Origin of the sequence: Paenibacillus anseongensis, from assembly GCF_009757995.1 — a bacterium.
GTDB classification, from domain to species: Bacteria; Bacillota; Bacilli; order Paenibacillales; family NBRC-103111; genus Paenibacillus_E; species Paenibacillus_E chondroitinus.
Genome location: NZ_WSEM01000039.1, coordinates 583962 through 598944, shown reverse-complemented (window position 1 = coordinate 598944; position 14983 = coordinate 583962). Strand labels below are relative to the sequence as shown.

Here is a 14983-nt window from a genome sequence, read left to right as displayed (position 1 = left end):
AAGAATGAGTAAGGAGCGATACTCTTTTGAAGACACTTATTATTGCGGAAAAACCGGACATGGGGCGAAATATAGCCGCCGCAATAGAACCTAAAGCCAAAAATCTTAGGTCCTATCTGGAGGGTGAGCAGTACATTATCACCTGGGCGATCGGACACTTAATCGAGTTGGCTGAACCAGATCAATATGATGAGAAATATAAAAAATGGAACATAAGCCATCTTCCGATCATTCCTGAACAGTTCAAGCTGATTCCGAATCCGCGGACGTATGATCAACTGAAAGTAATTGCTGAACTTGCGAAAAAGTGTGATCAACTCGTCAATGCCTGTGATGCGGGGCGGGAGGGTCAACATATTTTCTCTTTGATTCAGCGGCATTTAGGACTAAAGCAGCCGGTGAAGCGGCTTTGGATTTCGGACTTAACGTCGGAAACGATTCGCAATGGCTTTGCAACGTTGAAAGACGGATCCGAATATGAGAATCTGACCCGGGCCGCACGATCCCGAAGTGAAGCCGATTGGTTGATCGGCATGAATGGCTCTCGTGCTTTTACAACAAAGCATAATGTCCTGCTTTCTGTAGGTCGCGTTCAAACGCCGGTCCTTGCGCTCATTTACGATCGTCAGAAACAAATAGAAGCCTTTTCCTCACTCAAGTTTTACGAGCTGGAAGGCTACTTCACACAAGGTGATACTACGTATAGAGGCATGTGGCAGGGCGAACGCTTAACAGACCAACTGAAAGTGGAAGCATTAGCGGCCAAGGTGAAGGGGAAACCGGCACGCATTATTTCATATGAAGTAAAGGAAACGAAGGAATACCCCTTTAAATTGTATGATTTAACGCTGCTGCAGCGTGAGGCGAACGGGAAATATGCTTTTTCAGCCAAAAAAACGCTTGATACCGCTCAGTCGCTTTATGAGAAACACAAGGTCATTTCGTATCCAAGAACGAATTCCAACTATGTCACGGAGCAAAATATTCCGGAAATGCACAAGTCGCTATCCGCTTTGCAGGGCACCGCGTATCATGACCTTGTACAGGGAGCTAACCGCAATCTGGTACACAAAAATAATAAAAATATTTGCAACCCGTCAAAGGTGGAAGATCATCATGCGATTCTGCCGACGAATCGTAAAGCATCTGGACTCACGCCGGATGAACAGAAATTGTACGATTTGATTGTGAGACGTTTCTTATCGCAATTTTATCCACCTGCCGAATATAAGGTTCACACGGTGATGACCGAGGTCGAGCAGGAGATGTTCAAGACGACGGTGAAAGAACTTCTCCATTTGGGCTGGAAGGTCATTTATGCCGATCAGAAAAAAGAAAAGCCCAAAAGCTCCAAGGGCAAAGAGAAGGAAGAGGAAGAAGACGAAGAGGTTGAAGTCAGCGAACCCTTCTCCATCGATGCACAAGGTCAAGTTGTTTGCAGCGATGCTGTTGTCAAAGAGAAAGATACTCAGCCGCCAAAGCATTTCAACGAAGGCACGCTGCTTAAAGCGATGGAAAGCGCAGGCAAGCAGATTGAGGACGAGGAGCTTCGCGATGCGATGAAGGATTCCGGTCTCGGGACACCAGCGACACGCGCAGCAACCATTGAACGTTTGAAGAAGGTAGGCTATATTGACATGCAGGGCAAAAAGATTGTCCTTACCCAGAAGGGCAGAATGGCCGTGGAACTCATTCGCGGAGCCGGCATCGAGCTGCTTACTTCTCCGGAGATGACGGGTCAATGGGAGCGCAGGTTGAACGAGATCTCCCGCGGCACGGCGTCGGACGAGCAGTTTATGCACAATGTCAAAAGGTTTGCGACATTAATCGTCGATAAAGTCCGCGTGCAGCCCAGAGCTGCCAAAACAGCCTTCGAAGGTGAAACGCCTGCTCCTGCGGGAACGAAGAGAGGATCCACGGCACGTGCGAAGTCATCTGCTCCTTCGGGCAGCACCAAGGCTAAAACAGCATCCAAGAAATCGCCGGATGCCAGCAGCAACCCTTCGGATGGTGCCAACGCATTCCTGGCAGCTTGTCCACGACCGGGCTGCGGCGGCTCCCTTTTTATGGGGCGTAAAGGCTACGGGTGCTCTCATTACAAGGAAGGCTGCAAGTTTGTCATCTGGAAGGAAAGTTTTGGCCGGAATTTGACCGATACACAGGTGCAGGCACTTGTTCAAAAAGGGAAAACGACGAAACTAAAGCTCGTGCTTCCAGATGGAACAGCAGCAGACGGACGTATTGTATTGAAAAACATTGATACAGGAGAGCTTGGCACGGAAACAGAGTAATGGGGGACACCAAACGTGTTTGATTTAACAAACGATTGGGCTGAAGTTGTTGGCTCCGAGTTTGAAGAGCCTTATTTTCAAGCATTATGTGATTTTCTTAATGAAGAATACCGAGTTACAACCATCTATCCCGAACAAAATGAAGTTCTGAATGCTTTGCATTTAACCTCCTACGAAGCAACGAAAGTTGTCATACTGGGACAAGATCCTTATCACGGAAAAGGCCAAGCGCATGGCCTCAGTTTTTCCGTTAAACCTGGCATCACAGCGCCGCCGTCCTTACAAAATATGTACAAAGAATTGCAGTCCGATCTGGGCTGCTTTATTCCCAATAATGGCTATTTAGTGAAATGGGCCGAGCAAGGCGTACTTCTCCTAAATACGGTGTTGACTGTTCGAGAGGACACACCTAATTCCCATAAAGGGAAGGGATGGGAGCGTTTTACGGACAAAGTGATTGAGGCATTGAATTCACGGGAGCAGCCTGTTATTTTTGTCTTGTGGGGAAGCCATGCCCAAACCAAGGAGCGACTCATTCATACAAACCGGCACTTTATTCTAAAATCTGTTCATCCTAGTCCGCTTTCTTCTTATCGCGGATTCTTTGGCAGTAAGCCATTTTCGCAGGTTAATAAGCTCCTTAATGAGCTAGGCAGTCAGGAAATTAATTGGCAAATCCCCAATTTATGAGGGATAATGAAGAGGCAGCCGTTACATTGAATAAAATGCGAGGGAGAGAAGTCAATGAAATTTCAAGACTTTACCTATTTAAGACCCGAATTTAGCACATTTGAAGCGGCGTTTAAAGAGCTTTTAGAACAGTTTAAGCAAGCAGCTTCTTTTGAGGAGCAGGACCAAGCGATGGAAGCTATTGTAAAGCTTCGGAGTGAGCATGAGTCTATGGAATCTATTGCACGAATTCGGCACACCGTGGATACGACGGATGAATTTTATAAAGCGGAACAAGAATATTTAGATGAAATTGAACCTTTATATCAAGGCTCCATCACTGAATTCTACAAAGCGTTGATCGGTTCGGCCTATCGTGCTGAACTGGAAGCCAAATGGGGCAAACAATTGTTCAGAATTGCTGCTTTATCGCTCAAAACCTTCTCACCGGAAATTGTTGAAGATCTCGTCCAAGAAAATAAACTGGCCAGCGAATATTCCAAGCTACTTGCTTCGGCAAAGCTGGTTTATGCAGGGGAAGAACGAAATTTATCACAGCTGATCCCTTTTCAATTATCAACAGACCGAAATGTTCGCAAAGAATCGAATGATGTAAAATATAACTTTTTTATCGAAAATGAAGCGAAATTGGACGACCTCTATGATCAGCTGGTCAAGGTTCGTACGGCTATTGCTAAGAAGCTTGGATACAGCAATTTTGTAGAACTGGCCTATGCGCGCATGAACCGCTCCGATTATAATGCCAAGGACGTGGAAGCGTTCCGCAATCAAGTATTGGAACATATTGTACCCGCGGCTACGAAATTGAAGGAACGGCAGAAAGCTAGAATCGGCGTAGACGCTCTTCATTACTACGATGATAAATTCGGCTTCCCGTCCGGAAATGCCACACCAAAAGGGAATGCCGATTGGATTGTCGAGCAAGCACGGGAGATGTATGCGGAGTTGTCGCCGGAAACGGATGAATTTTTCACATTTATGATCGAAAATGGTTTGATGGATTTAGTGGCTAAGAAGGGGAAACGAGTTGGGGGCTACTGCTCTTATATTAGTACATACCAAGCACCATTTATTTTCTCGAATTTTAACGGTACATCAGGAGACATTGATGTCTTAACGCATGAAGTTGGCCATGCCTTCCAAGGTTATAGTTCCAGAGAGTTTCAAGTGCCTGAATATGTTTTTCCAACCTTGGAGGCTTGTGAAATCCATTCTATGAGCATGGAGTTCCTGGCTTGGCCTTGGATGTCACTATTTTTCGAAGAAGAAACGGATAAATATAAATTTAAACATTTGAGCGAATCTCTGTTGTTTATTCCTTATGGCGTAGCGGTTGATGAATTCCAACACCGCATCTATGAGCAGCCGGAACTGACGCCAGTGGAACGCAAACTTGTTTGGCGCGAGATTGAGCGGAAATATTTACCACATCGTGTTTATGAGGATAACGACTTTTTGGAAAGAGGAGGCTTCTGGCAGCAGCAGCCGCACATTTACAAAAGCCCGTTCTACTACATCGACTACACGCTCGCGCAGGTATGTGCATTTCAGTTCTGGAAACGGGCAAATGAAAACCCGGAGCAAGCCTGGGAAGATTATTTAAGATTATGCCAGCAAGGAGGAAGCCAAAGCTTCACGGAACTTGTTCAAGTAGCGAACTTGATCTCGCCTTTCCATGATGGTTGCGTAGCTTCTGTGATCGGCCAAATCGAGACTTGGCTCAATCAAGTCGACGACTCTAACCTTTAGAGCATGGGCTTCACATGCGTGATCTCGAGGCCGCTGTCACAATCTTTTCCGGTTTCGTAAGAGCGATTACCTAGAACGGCAGTAAAGGCTTGTAGGTCGACAGACGAACCTCTTAGTAAAACTTGAATTGCCGCTTGGAGGACGATTTCACCATCGGCCATAGCCATGTTCCACAGATCCCAGATGCTATGCGTATAGGTCTCTTCAAGTGAAGTCGGACAGTTCCAAACCGTGTGGGCTTCGTTTAAATAATCAAGCGGAGCCACACGCTTTTTATAAACCAGCGGTGATATTTTACCGAAGGTTAATACCCTCTTGATTCCTTTAGGATCGTGAAAAAGACGCTGCGCTTTAATCAGATCATAGTAAGCGTCGTTCCAATCTTTCTCCGTAATGTTCGTAGCTATGTCCGGGTAGTTGTTTGCCGTTGCTTGGTTTAGAGCAGGTACAACGCCAAGCGGCAGCTTTTCACCCACATAAATTTCTTTCCAAACCGGTGTTTTCCATGTCTGAATTCCACGTTTGCGTTTGACGATCAGGGTGTCCATAATGATTTCAAATCGTTGATGATCCCATTTCTTGAAACCTGATTTATAGAAAACATAAGGATGCATGTTACGGTCTAAAATATGATGCGTGATGAATCCAAGCACATAAACAACAGCCGGATTATACAGACCGCGGCCTTGCACCTGTCGTAGTAAATCCTCCAGGAATGGACCGCAATTTTTTGCATGCATGAGACTTCCTAATTGATTTAGTGTTTTATCCTTTTTCCAAGGCAAGAAATTATGATAGAACAAGAAGTCCGGCCCTTGACAGCCAAGGGAGAAAACTTGTCTCATTTGTCTGTCATTAAGCATTTGGTCATGACCCAGTTGCGCCATCAATTCTTGGCCGAATATGAGATGAGTCCAGATGTTTGGCAAGCTGTAGTTCCTCCTTCGTACAAACCGTTAAATTATAGTGCGACCACTTACATTCTAACATAACAATTACGCTCAAGGTCACATATCGCGAACTATTTATGTTCCAACCACTTCTAAAGAAGGAATAATATGCAAGTTGTCGAATTCAAAAAACGATCGGTACTGAAAGCCATCCAATGCATATCCATGATAGGAGATAACGTATGAATAGGGTCAATAATCCGCAGGATCGTTCAAACCGTGCAGATCCCGACAATATTCAGGGTTTGCTTTCGAGCACAGAACCGTCTTTTGCCGCAGTTTTCGAATTCACCACCATGGGTATCGCCATTATTTCGCTGAACGGGTTATGGATGAGAGTAAATACGAGTTTATGCACCTTAACCGGCTATGCGGAAGAAGAGTTAGTCAATAGGGAGCTGCATGCGATATTTTCACAGGATGAAGCCGAGGAACTAGAAGCTTATTTCGAGCAAATGCTCTCTGGAGATACAAGCTTCTATCAACTTGAGAAAAAATTGATTCGCAAAGATGGGAGCATCGCCTGGGTGGAATTCAGGATCTCTTTAATGAGAGATTCACAGGATGAACCGTTTTATTATATGTCTCAAATTAATTATCTTTCACAGAAAACGGAAATGGAACGGAAGCTTGCAGAGAGTGAGCAGAGATATAAATCATTAATCGAGCATAATCCTGCCGGAATTCTCACCTGTGATCTTAAAGGGATGATTAGAAGTGTGAATCCTGCCATGGAAAGGATTTTGGGGTATACGGAGCGAGAAATGGTAGGTCAATCCATTAATCACCTATGGAAGCAGGAACATCATGTAAATAATTGGATCGATAGCATCGTTTCTAAGAGCGATAATTACATGCTCCGAGTTAAGCATAAAAACGGTGAGCAGATTGAGTTAGGCTTGAAGAACGTGCCCATCATCGTTGATGGCATGAATGAAGGGATTTATGTGATTGCCAGAGACATCACCCAGCATAACAAAGATCGCGAATCCCTGCGGGTTGCTCAACAGGATCTACACGATACGGTACGTAGACAGCAAGGCATGACGATGAAGTTCAGGCAAATGCAAGGAAAATTCATTCACACGCTATGCGACGGCGAGCTTCTCTATCGATTGGGATTTCAGCCATCGAATATCCTCGGCAATCATCTCTATGAAATTTGGCCGTATTCTATGGCTGTTAATATGGATTCGTTTTACCGCAGGGCGTGGAATGGTGAGGAAAATGTCATGTATGAAGCGACCTTTCGTGGCATTACATACTTAACTTCCTTACGACCGATTTTTGAAAATGGCCGCGTTGTTGAAGTTATCGGATCCTGTGTGGATATTACGGAACGAAAACGCATGGAAACGGAGCTTAGAGAGACCAAGGATCTTCTTGAATCATTCATCAGCAATACGACAGATGCCATTTGCGTACTTGATTTACGTGCAAGAGTTACTTTGGTCAATGGGGCGTACGAGCAAATATTTGGTTGGCACCAAGATGAATTGTTGAATAAGCCGCTGCCGATTTATCCTGATTTCTTGGAGGAACAGCGCAAAGAAATCTATGACATGCTGAAGGCTGGCCAGCAGATTTCAGGGCTTGAGACCGTCAGATTGCGGAAGGATGGACAGCTTGTACATGTGAGCGTAACGAAAACGCCGATCAAAAATGAAAAAGGCGAAATTATTGGCTTCGCCGGCATCTCAAGAGACATAACAGAACGGAATCGAACGGAGGAACTGTTACGTAAATCGGATAAGCTATCTGTCGCAGGACAATTAGCCGCAGGGTTAGCGCACGAAATCAGAAACCCCCTCACATCACTTCGCGGCTTCTTGCAGCTGCTGCAAAATGACGTAAAGGGGAAACAGCACTATTTTGACATCATGCTCTCTGAATTAGATCGAATCAATTTTATTGTCAGTGAATTCCTTGTGATTGCCAAGCCGGAGGCGATTCATTACAAAAAAAGCGATCTGAAGGATATTCTTCAATCGGTTACTGCACTGCTCGAAACGCAGGCCGTGTTATGCGATGTGGAGCTTGTCTTGGAATTTGAAACGGAAAGCACGCAGCTTGTTTGTTCGGAAATGCATTTGAAGCAATTATTTATTAATTTGGTTAAAAATGCGATGGAAGCCATTGCGAAGGATGGGCAAATCAAACTGACGGTTTCCCTGCAAGGTGATGATTGGATAAGGGTTCGGACAGAAGACAACGGCTGTGGCATTCCGGATGATCGATTAAAGCAATTAGGGGAACCATTTTACACGACGAAGGAAAAGGGGACAGGTCTTGGGTTAATGATGTGTTTTAAAATTGTCGAGGCTCATAAAGGGACAATGACCATCCAGAGCCATTTAGGAGAAGGAACGGTCATTGATGTGTGTTTACCTACGTTGACAAGTGGACAAAACATGATGGAATGGAACTGAGCTCGCGTGAAAAAACCGTCTTTCCATGTACGGAGAAGGGCGGTTTTTTCGTTAATTAGAAACTGATGCTGAATTCATTGGATTCACGGGAATACCATTTTGAAATCGATGCGTCTTGCTCATTGTGGATTCGTACTTCATCAGGCGTATATTTGACAATAATCCCTGAGCTGACTTGATAATAAACGCCTAAAGGATCTAACGACCAAACGTAGACAGGTGTTTTGGTCAAAGCTGCAATAAAAATCTCTATATCTGTATCCAGTAGTTTAGTTCCGTAAATCATCGACACACCTCTGTCTTATTTTTTTATGAACTTGCACTTATTATTAGTGACAGTACGAACAATTAAACAATCACGAAAACATTGGAACATTTTTTTGTGGCGTTTTCGGAAGAGACGCAGGATAAACCAAAAAATAATGTTTGCAGGACTTTGAATTCCTTGTATAATAGGAAAGCTTTGCGAAAATTGACAGTAGGTAAATTATGATTGGGTAGAAGGAGAAAGGGGTCAATGGCTGTGATTGTGGTTGGGGGAATGATCGGTCTCGGTAAAACATCAGTATCCACTTTACTTGGAAAAGAACTGAATTCAAGTGTTTTCTATGAAAGTGTAGATGATAATCCGATTCTGCCGCTGTTTTACACGTCATCTCCGGAAGAGATTGAGAAGAAGCGTTATCCGTTTCTGCTTCAACTGCACTTCCTGAATACAAGATTTAAGGCGATTAAACAAGCATTGGTACATAATCGAAATGTACTTGATAGAAGTATTTACGAAGATTGGTACTTTGCAAAAGTGAATAGGGAGCTTGGGCGAATCTCTCAACTTGAATTCGATGTGTACGAAGGGCTTGCAGACAATATGATGTCTGAACTTGCAGAGCTTCCCAAGAAGGCGCCTGATTTGATGGTCTATCTCAAAGCCTCCTTTGATACCGTGATGCATCGTATCGGATTAAGAGGACGCAGCTTCGAGCAGGATCAATCCTTGGTTGACTACTATCGACAGCTTTGGTCAGGGTATGATGACTGGGTGATGAATCATTATCACGCTTCTGAAGTGTTGATCGTAGATATGGATCAAGTGGATGTTGTAAACCGTCCTCAAGATGCGCAAGAATTAGTGAATCGAGTACGAGCTAAACTTTCCGAATTAGCGATTGTTTAATAATGAAGACCCCCTCTAACCAGAGGGGGTCTTTCGAATTATATACAAGGTTAAATGATTTAAAAAAGATAGCATATTGCCCCGTGCAGTTGCATATACATATCGAATATTGACGGTGTCGCGCTTTATTTGTCGGAAAATAAAAGAAGGCTGTGCAAAAAATTCATAAAGGAATGGTGATGAATTTGTTATTTATCGTATGTTATAACGGGAAACCGATGTGCCCTCCACTGCCGAAATTGGCTGCTTCTGAAAAAATGCAAAAACTAAGCCTTTTTTTCTCCAACTTAGAACTGATAGAAGTGCAGCAAGAAAAAGTTGCCAATTGATCGTTTAATGACAATTCATATGCATGTTTGTAATACTCCTAGTCTTTGGATTAAGGAGTATTTGTCTTTCCCGGAATATGATAAAGTAGATGGAAATGACTGGATTTGGGAGGATGGCATGGAGTCTGTTGCACCTGGCAAGAAAGCGATTATTATTGGGGCAGGTATTGGCGGCCTCACGACAGCCCTATTTTTACAAAAAATCGGATGGGAAGCCGTCATTTATGAGAAAAAGGAGGCGCGTGCTGAATTTGGAGCAGGGATTGTCATCGCCGCGAACGCATTGGAAGTCTTGAAGGATCTTGGTGTCGCCGATAAGGTGAAGCAGGCAGGTGCCAAAGTCGGCATGGCAGACATTCGCTCTTGGGATGGCAACACCATCACATCCGTTCCTGTAGCCAAACAAGCAGCTCGCTACGAAACGTACAGCTATCTTATTCATCGTGCGAAGCTGCAGGCTATTTTGGCAGAGTCTCTGAGAGATGAGACGAAGTTGTATGATCGGAAAAAGATGATGTCAATGGAACAAAATGAGCATGGTGTCAGCGTGCGGTTTGAGGATGGAACGGAAGACCACGCGGATATTCTGATTGGTGCAGACGGACTGCATTCTGATACGGCTAGGCTCTTGTTTGGGGCAGGTCCGCTGACGTATTCAGGATTTACGGCTTTTCGTGGCGTAGCTGCTTATGTAGACCCAGCTTACACCCTAGAGGTTGGCGGAGGTTTTGAAGCTTGGGGCAGTGGACGGCGATTTGGATTTTCGCAGCTGGGCGAAGGTCAAATCTATTGGTTTGTAGCGATCAATGCTCCTGAAGGTCAAGAAGTGCGGGGAAAGAAAGAGCATGTTCTTCAGCAATTAAGCGGCTGGCATGCTCCAATTGAAGAGGTAGTGTTGGCGACAAACGAACAAGCGATTCTTAAGCATGATATTTATGATCGAGAGCCGCTTACTTCCTGGAGCAAAGGCAGAGTGGTGCTGCTTGGTGATGCGGCACACCCGATGCTGCCGAATTTGGGGCAAGGCGGAGCGCAAGCGATGGAGGATGCTTATGTGCTTGCAAAGTGTTTGAAGGAAGCCGCCGATATAACGCTACCTAGTATTAGAAAAGCGTACGAGACGTATGAAGCGATTCGCATCCCACGAGCTAATCGCATTGTACGACAGTCAAGACGCATGGCCCGAATGGTACAAATGAAAAACCCGATGATCATAAAATTACGTAATTTATTGCTGAGTTTATTTCCTGATTCATTCAAAATAAAGCAGTTGCATTGGTTGCTTGGCTATCGCATGTCGGATTGGGATCGTAAAGAGTGGATGAAATGATACGATTAGAAGATATAACAATGGAGGGTACTAATGAAAATACTCATTCTTGGTGGTACAAAGTTTCTTGGACGAGCCCTAACGGAAGCGGCAATAGCGCAGGGGCATGACGTTACCTTGTTTCATCGCGGCTTGCATGATGCCAATGCCTTTCCTAACGTTCGGCATATTATTGGCGATCGGAATAACGATTTAGACCTCCTGCAAGGTCGCGAGTGGGATGCGGTGATTGATACCAGCGGGTATGAACCTGAGTCGGTCTTAGCCGCCGCTGAGCAGCTTAAGAATCAAGTGAAACACTACACGTTCATCTCTACGATTTCCGTTTACGAGGATCTGAAAAAAGTGAATGTTAATGAAGCAGCACCTGTTGCTAAACTGACAGATCAGATGGATCCTGGTCAGAAATATGGGGCAAAGAAAGCCCTTTGCGAACTAGCTGTGCAGCAAGAATTCCCGAACCAAACACTGGTTATTCGTCCCGGTCTCATTGTAGGACCGTACGATGTGTCTGATCGTTTTACGTATTGGCCTGCTCGTTTTCACCGTGGGGGCGAAGTGTTGGTGCCATTGCCGAAAGAACGGAAACTGCAATTTATTGATGTGCGCGACTTGTCAGCTTGGATTATTCGTTTAGTGGAGCAAGAGATGGTAGGCACGCTGCATGCGAGCGGAAGTGATTATACAATGGAGGAGGTTGTTCAAGCTTGTACACAAACTACTCAGCATGAAGTTATCTGTACGTGGGTGCCGGAAGAGTTCCTAGTGGCAAATGAGGTCGGAGAATGGATGGAGATGCCGCTTTGGATTCAAAGCGATAGTCTAGTCGGGATGTTCTCCTTGGATAATGCGAAGGCTTTTGCGAACGGTTTGACAACAAGACCATTGATTGAAATTGTTCGAGATACGTTGGCATGGGATCAAAGTCGTTCTATGACTGCGGTGCGTGCAGCCGGCATGGACCCTGCCCGTGAGGAGGAACTCTTGCTGATCTGGTCGAAAAATATTTTTTGAATTGTGTGAAAATCAATAGAATAGATGGAAAAGTCCGAATATAATGGAATAGTATACTTTGAGAAAAGAGGTGCTGTCCATGTACGATTCCACGGATATTCAAAGTAATAAGGGAATGGCTATTATTGCTTATATCTTGTTTTTCGTTCCGCTGATTGCTGCTAAAGATTCGAAGTTTGCTATGTACCACGCGAATCAAGGGCTGACACTATTCCTCTGCTGCGTGATCTTGAATGTAGTGCTGGGAATCATCCCGATTATCGGTTGGATTCTGCTGCCGCTTGCCAACCTGGCGCTTTTCATCTTCGCCATCCTGGGCATTGTTGCAGCCGCTCAAGGTCAAGTCAAACCGCTGCCGGTAATCGGCGCATACACGCTATTAAAGTAGTTTGACGTACATAATGGAAAGCAGGTTGCCTTTGGGGGCAGCCTGCTTTTTAATTTTAGGGACGTTTAGATGGACTCGTATTTCGCCACTCAAAGCTCTGTTGCTAGCTCAGCAATCCGCGCGCTCGATTTATCATAAAACAGCCCACCGTGATAACAAATAACTCTTTCGATGTCATAAGCAGTGAACTTCTTAACCGACTGCTTCGCCAACTCATAATCGTAGCAATAAGCCGGTATAGGACCCATCAACTGTCCGTCGGCAACAACCAGTGCATCCGCGGCAATCAACGTTTTACTTGGGATGTGATAAAAGCTCAGATGTCCCGGTGTATGACCTGGCGTCAAAATGACTTGAAGGCCACCGGCGATCGCAAGCACCTGGCCATCTTCCAAGATGCCATGCACTTTCCCTTTGGGAGGATTTTCTAAATTCGTTCGAAAAGCTTTCCGCCATTCGGGCGAAACATCCGCGGGCAAGCTTGCGACAGCGCGCTCAATGGCCTCCGGCGTGACTTTGATCAACATTTTCTCGCCTTCGATATAAGGTTTCTCGAGCTGGCTGGCAAGTACAGTTAGTTTGCCTGGCATTTCTGTTAAAAATGCAGGCAAGCTCCCGATATGGTCAATGTCCTGATGAGAGATCACAATCGTTTTTAAATCTTCAAGAAGGACAGAGGCGTGCTCGAATGCTTTACAAATAAGAGGGTAGTTTCCAGGGTACCCAGTATCGATTAATACCGCACCGTCGCTATCGCTCAATAGGATAGGATAAATAACGTTTGTACGTCCCATGATGAGAACTTCCAGCTCCAACATATGAATTCCGTTTGCGATTTGCATCGTAATCCCTCCAAAGTGATAGTAAAGAATGAAACTATCATACCTATAGAGGAGTGTATAAGTCAATAAAATATTTAATTATAACACAATTATAATTAAATGTCAATAGATGATTCTGTGAAATTCCGATTTTTATTTTTGTCCAAAATTTGATCAACGTGTGAATAAAATATGAACATTTTTTTTATTTTTTGTGTTATAATAACTATATTAGACTTTTACTTCTGAGTTTGGAGTGATAATGATGGCTGTTAAAACAGTAACCGTAAGTAATGAACGCAGTGAACGTGATGTGGTGCCATTAGTAAAGTTAATGACTATCGCGGCATGGGCTTTGCTTGGCATAGGGTTAGTATTAAGCTTGTTGAGTTTGGATCACTTCAGTGATCGCAATGCTACGTTAATGATTGGAATCGGATTCATGGTAGGCAGTGTTTTCGTTTATGTGATTCGCACAGCGATTCATCTGGTTCATTCCCGTGCCGTATCGAAGGACGAATGAGAACAAAATTCATGAATAAATTTAGCCTTTCAGGTGAATAACTTGAAGGGCTTTTTGATTTTCATGGATTTTCATACTTTTACATAATAGTCAACAAACGTTGTGTGACATTTGTTTTACAGTAAAACGTCGATCCTTTGACGTATTTGTTAAGTCCTGCTAGTGCCTGTGTACTTTTAAATGCAATTTGTTATCTTAGTATTAGATAAAAAAGCGCATGTTAATAAATACTTAGAAACAGCACTTTGTAGATTGTGGATTAGGAGGTTAGTTGGATGAAGAAGAGAAAACTCGTAAAAGCATTGCTGCCCTTGATGATGATTGCCATCGTCGTGTTATTGGCAGGCTGCAGCGGTCAAGCAATGGTATTGGATCCGAAAGGACCGATTGCTGAAACGCAAAAAGATTTGATGTACATCTCCACGGTTATGTGTTTGGTCATTCTTGTTCCGGTTTTGGCACTAACGGCATGGATTGTATGGCGGTATCGGGATCGAGAAGGAAGTAAAGCTTCTTATAAACCGAACTGGGCACACAACACAACACTAGAAGCTGTATGGTGGTCAATACCGATTATTATGATTGCGGCACTCGCTGTAATCACGGTTAAATATACGTATGCTTTGGAGCCATCCAAACCGATTAAGTCGGAGAAAGCTCCGATTACGATCCAAGTGACATCACTGGATTGGAAATGGCTGTTCACTTATCCGGAGTTAGGCATTGGCACACTTAACTATGTGCAAATTCCAGCGGATACACCGATTAAGTTTGAACTGACTTCCGACGCTCCGATGAATTCATTCTGGGTTCCACAGTTAGGCGGACAGATTTATACGATGTCAGGAATGGCCATGACCTTGTATTTGCAGGCGGATGAGATTGGTCATTATTTCGGAACGGGAGCTAATTTCAGCGGATCCCATTTCGCCGATATGACATTCGACGTGAATGCGACGTCCCAAGCGGACTTTGATGCCTTTGTTGCAAAAACCAAACAATCGCCAACCAAACTTACGATGGAAAGTTATGAACAACTGGCGAAGCCTGGTCAATTAAAAGAGGTTCAGTATTTCTCCACCATTCCAGACGGACTATTCCAGAAGGTGGTAACGAAATATACGAATGGTCAATCCGCTCACAGCGGTCATGGGGCTTCTTCTGAAACCAATCATGATGCGATGAAAACCTCATCGGCGTCAGAAAAAAGTGAAGCGAAAGATTCTAAACAAATGGATCATAGCCAAATGAATATGTCAAAATGATAGAACGAAGTTTTTACGAAAGGAAGTCAT

Annotated in this window: 14 protein-coding genes; 11 read left to right on the top strand and 3 right to left on the bottom strand. The window is 44.2% G+C overall.

What is annotated here, in order from left to right:
* Positions 1-26 precede the first annotated feature (26 nt).
* From GON05_RS38005 to GON05_RS37995, 3 genes are read left to right on the top strand one after another with little or no spacing between them, the layout of a single operon-like run.
* On the top strand, positions 27-2291 hold the full coding sequence (locus tag GON05_RS38005) for a DNA topoisomerase 3 (protein ID WP_157326621.1): 2265 nt from the start codon (positions 27-29) through the stop codon (positions 2289-2291).
* A gap of 15 nt (positions 2292-2306) precedes the next feature.
* Positions 2307-2981, top strand: coding sequence for a uracil-DNA glycosylase (locus tag GON05_RS38000; RefSeq protein WP_181646489.1), 675 nt, complete (start codon positions 2307-2309; stop codon positions 2979-2981).
* Between the two features lie 54 nt (positions 2982-3035).
* Entirely contained in the window at positions 3036-4730 is a 1695-nt protein-coding gene (locus GON05_RS37995; protein WP_157326620.1) for a M3 family oligoendopeptidase, read from the top strand.
* On the opposite strand, the gene GON05_RS37990 is transcribed toward GON05_RS37995, so the two are convergent.
* On the bottom strand, positions 4727-5659 hold the full coding sequence (locus GON05_RS37990) for a zinc dependent phospholipase C family protein (protein WP_157326619.1): 933 nt from the start codon (positions 5657-5659) through the stop codon (positions 4727-4729). The genes GON05_RS37995 and GON05_RS37990 overlap by 4 nt on opposite strands.
* Positions 5660-5862: 203 nt before the next feature.
* On the opposite strand from GON05_RS37990, the gene GON05_RS37985 reads away from it, so the two are divergent.
* The gene (locus GON05_RS37985; RefSeq protein WP_157326618.1) at positions 5863-8109 is read left to right on the top strand and encodes a PAS domain S-box protein; all 2247 of its coding nucleotides are present in this window, start codon (positions 5863-5865) and stop codon (positions 8107-8109) included.
* A 55-nt stretch (positions 8110-8164) separates the two neighbouring features.
* Here the strand turns inward: GON05_RS37985 and GON05_RS37980 are convergent, their stop codons facing one another.
* A complete protein-coding gene (locus GON05_RS37980) occupies positions 8165-8395 on the bottom strand; it encodes a hypothetical protein (protein ID WP_157326617.1) in 231 nt (76 codons plus the stop codon).
* Positions 8396-8626: 231 nt separating this feature from the next.
* On the opposite strand from GON05_RS37980, the gene GON05_RS37975 reads away from it, so the two are divergent.
* The 5 genes from GON05_RS37975 to GON05_RS37960 all read left to right on the top strand — a co-directional run bounded on the left by GON05_RS37975 (position 8627) and on the right by GON05_RS37960 (position 12344).
* Positions 8627-9283 carry a deoxynucleoside kinase gene (locus GON05_RS37975; protein WP_157326616.1) on the top strand — a complete coding sequence of 219 codons (657 nt, stop codon included), beginning with the start codon at positions 8627-8629 and terminating at the stop codon, positions 9281-9283.
* Between the two features lie 173 nt (positions 9284-9456).
* Positions 9457-9612, top strand: a complete 156-nt coding sequence (locus GON05_RS38990) for a hypothetical protein (RefSeq protein ID WP_185157278.1) — start codon at positions 9457-9459, stop codon at positions 9610-9612.
* A gap of 19 nt (positions 9613-9631) precedes the next feature.
* Positions 9632-10942, top strand: a complete 1311-nt coding sequence (locus GON05_RS37970; RefSeq protein ID WP_246239766.1) for an FAD-dependent monooxygenase — start codon at positions 9632-9634, stop codon at positions 10940-10942.
* A gap of 33 nt (positions 10943-10975) precedes the next feature.
* Positions 10976-11956 (top strand): NAD-dependent epimerase/dehydratase family protein, encoded by a 981-nt coding sequence (locus GON05_RS37965; protein ID WP_157326615.1) that lies wholly within the window; start codon positions 10976-10978, stop codon positions 11954-11956.
* A gap of 79 nt (positions 11957-12035) precedes the next feature.
* Positions 12036-12344, top strand: coding sequence for a DUF4870 domain-containing protein (locus tag GON05_RS37960; protein WP_127456473.1), 309 nt, complete (start codon positions 12036-12038; stop codon positions 12342-12344).
* 89 nt (positions 12345-12433) lie between these two features.
* Here GON05_RS37960 and GON05_RS37955 read toward each other — a convergent pair whose 3' ends face one another.
* Positions 12434-13186 carry an MBL fold metallo-hydrolase gene (locus tag GON05_RS37955; protein WP_157326614.1) on the bottom strand — a complete coding sequence of 251 codons (753 nt, stop codon included), beginning with the start codon at positions 13184-13186 and terminating at the stop codon, positions 12434-12436.
* Between the two features lie 244 nt (positions 13187-13430).
* On the opposite strand from GON05_RS37955, the gene GON05_RS37950 reads away from it, so the two are divergent.
* Both GON05_RS37950 and cyoA read left to right on the top strand, forming a co-directional pair.
* Complete coding sequence (locus GON05_RS37950) at positions 13431-13688, top strand: hypothetical protein (RefSeq protein WP_157326613.1); 258 nt, start codon at positions 13431-13433, stop codon at positions 13686-13688.
* A gap of 275 nt (positions 13689-13963) precedes the next feature.
* Positions 13964-14953, top strand: a complete 990-nt coding sequence (gene cyoA, locus GON05_RS37945) for a ubiquinol oxidase subunit II (protein ID WP_157326612.1) — start codon at positions 13964-13966, stop codon at positions 14951-14953.
* Positions 14954-14983: the final 30 nt, after the last annotated feature.

What these genes read in the sequence shown, in the direction of transcription:
- GON05_RS37995 (WP_157326620.1), top strand. Translation starts at nt 3,036, where the DNA reads ATGAAATTTCAAGACTTTACCTATTTAAGACCCGAATTTAGCACATTT.
- GON05_RS37985 (WP_157326618.1), top strand. Translation starts at nt 5,863, where the DNA reads ATGAATAGGGTCAATAATCCGCAGGATCGTTCAAACCGTGCAGATCCC.
- GON05_RS37980 (WP_157326617.1), bottom strand. Translation starts at nt 8,395, where the DNA reads ATGATTTACGGAACTAAACTACTGGATACAGATATAGAGATTTTTATT.
- GON05_RS37975 (WP_157326616.1), top strand. Translation starts at nt 8,627, where the DNA reads ATGGCTGTGATTGTGGTTGGGGGAATGATCGGTCTCGGTAAAACATCA.
- GON05_RS38990 (WP_185157278.1), top strand. Translation starts at nt 9,457, where the DNA reads ATGGTGATGAATTTGTTATTTATCGTATGTTATAACGGGAAACCGATG.
- GON05_RS37970 (WP_246239766.1), top strand. Translation starts at nt 9,632, where the DNA reads ATGCATGTTTGTAATACTCCTAGTCTTTGGATTAAGGAGTATTTGTCT.
- GON05_RS37965 (WP_157326615.1), top strand. Translation starts at nt 10,976, where the DNA reads ATGAAAATACTCATTCTTGGTGGTACAAAGTTTCTTGGACGAGCCCTA.
- GON05_RS37960 (WP_127456473.1), top strand. Translation starts at nt 12,036, where the DNA reads ATGTACGATTCCACGGATATTCAAAGTAATAAGGGAATGGCTATTATT.
- GON05_RS37955 (WP_157326614.1), bottom strand. Translation starts at nt 13,186, where the DNA reads ATGCAAATCGCAAACGGAATTCATATGTTGGAGCTGGAAGTTCTCATC.
- GON05_RS37950 (WP_157326613.1), top strand. Translation starts at nt 13,431, where the DNA reads ATGGCTGTTAAAACAGTAACCGTAAGTAATGAACGCAGTGAACGTGAT.
- cyoA (WP_157326612.1), top strand. Translation starts at nt 13,964, where the DNA reads ATGAAGAAGAGAAAACTCGTAAAAGCATTGCTGCCCTTGATGATGATT.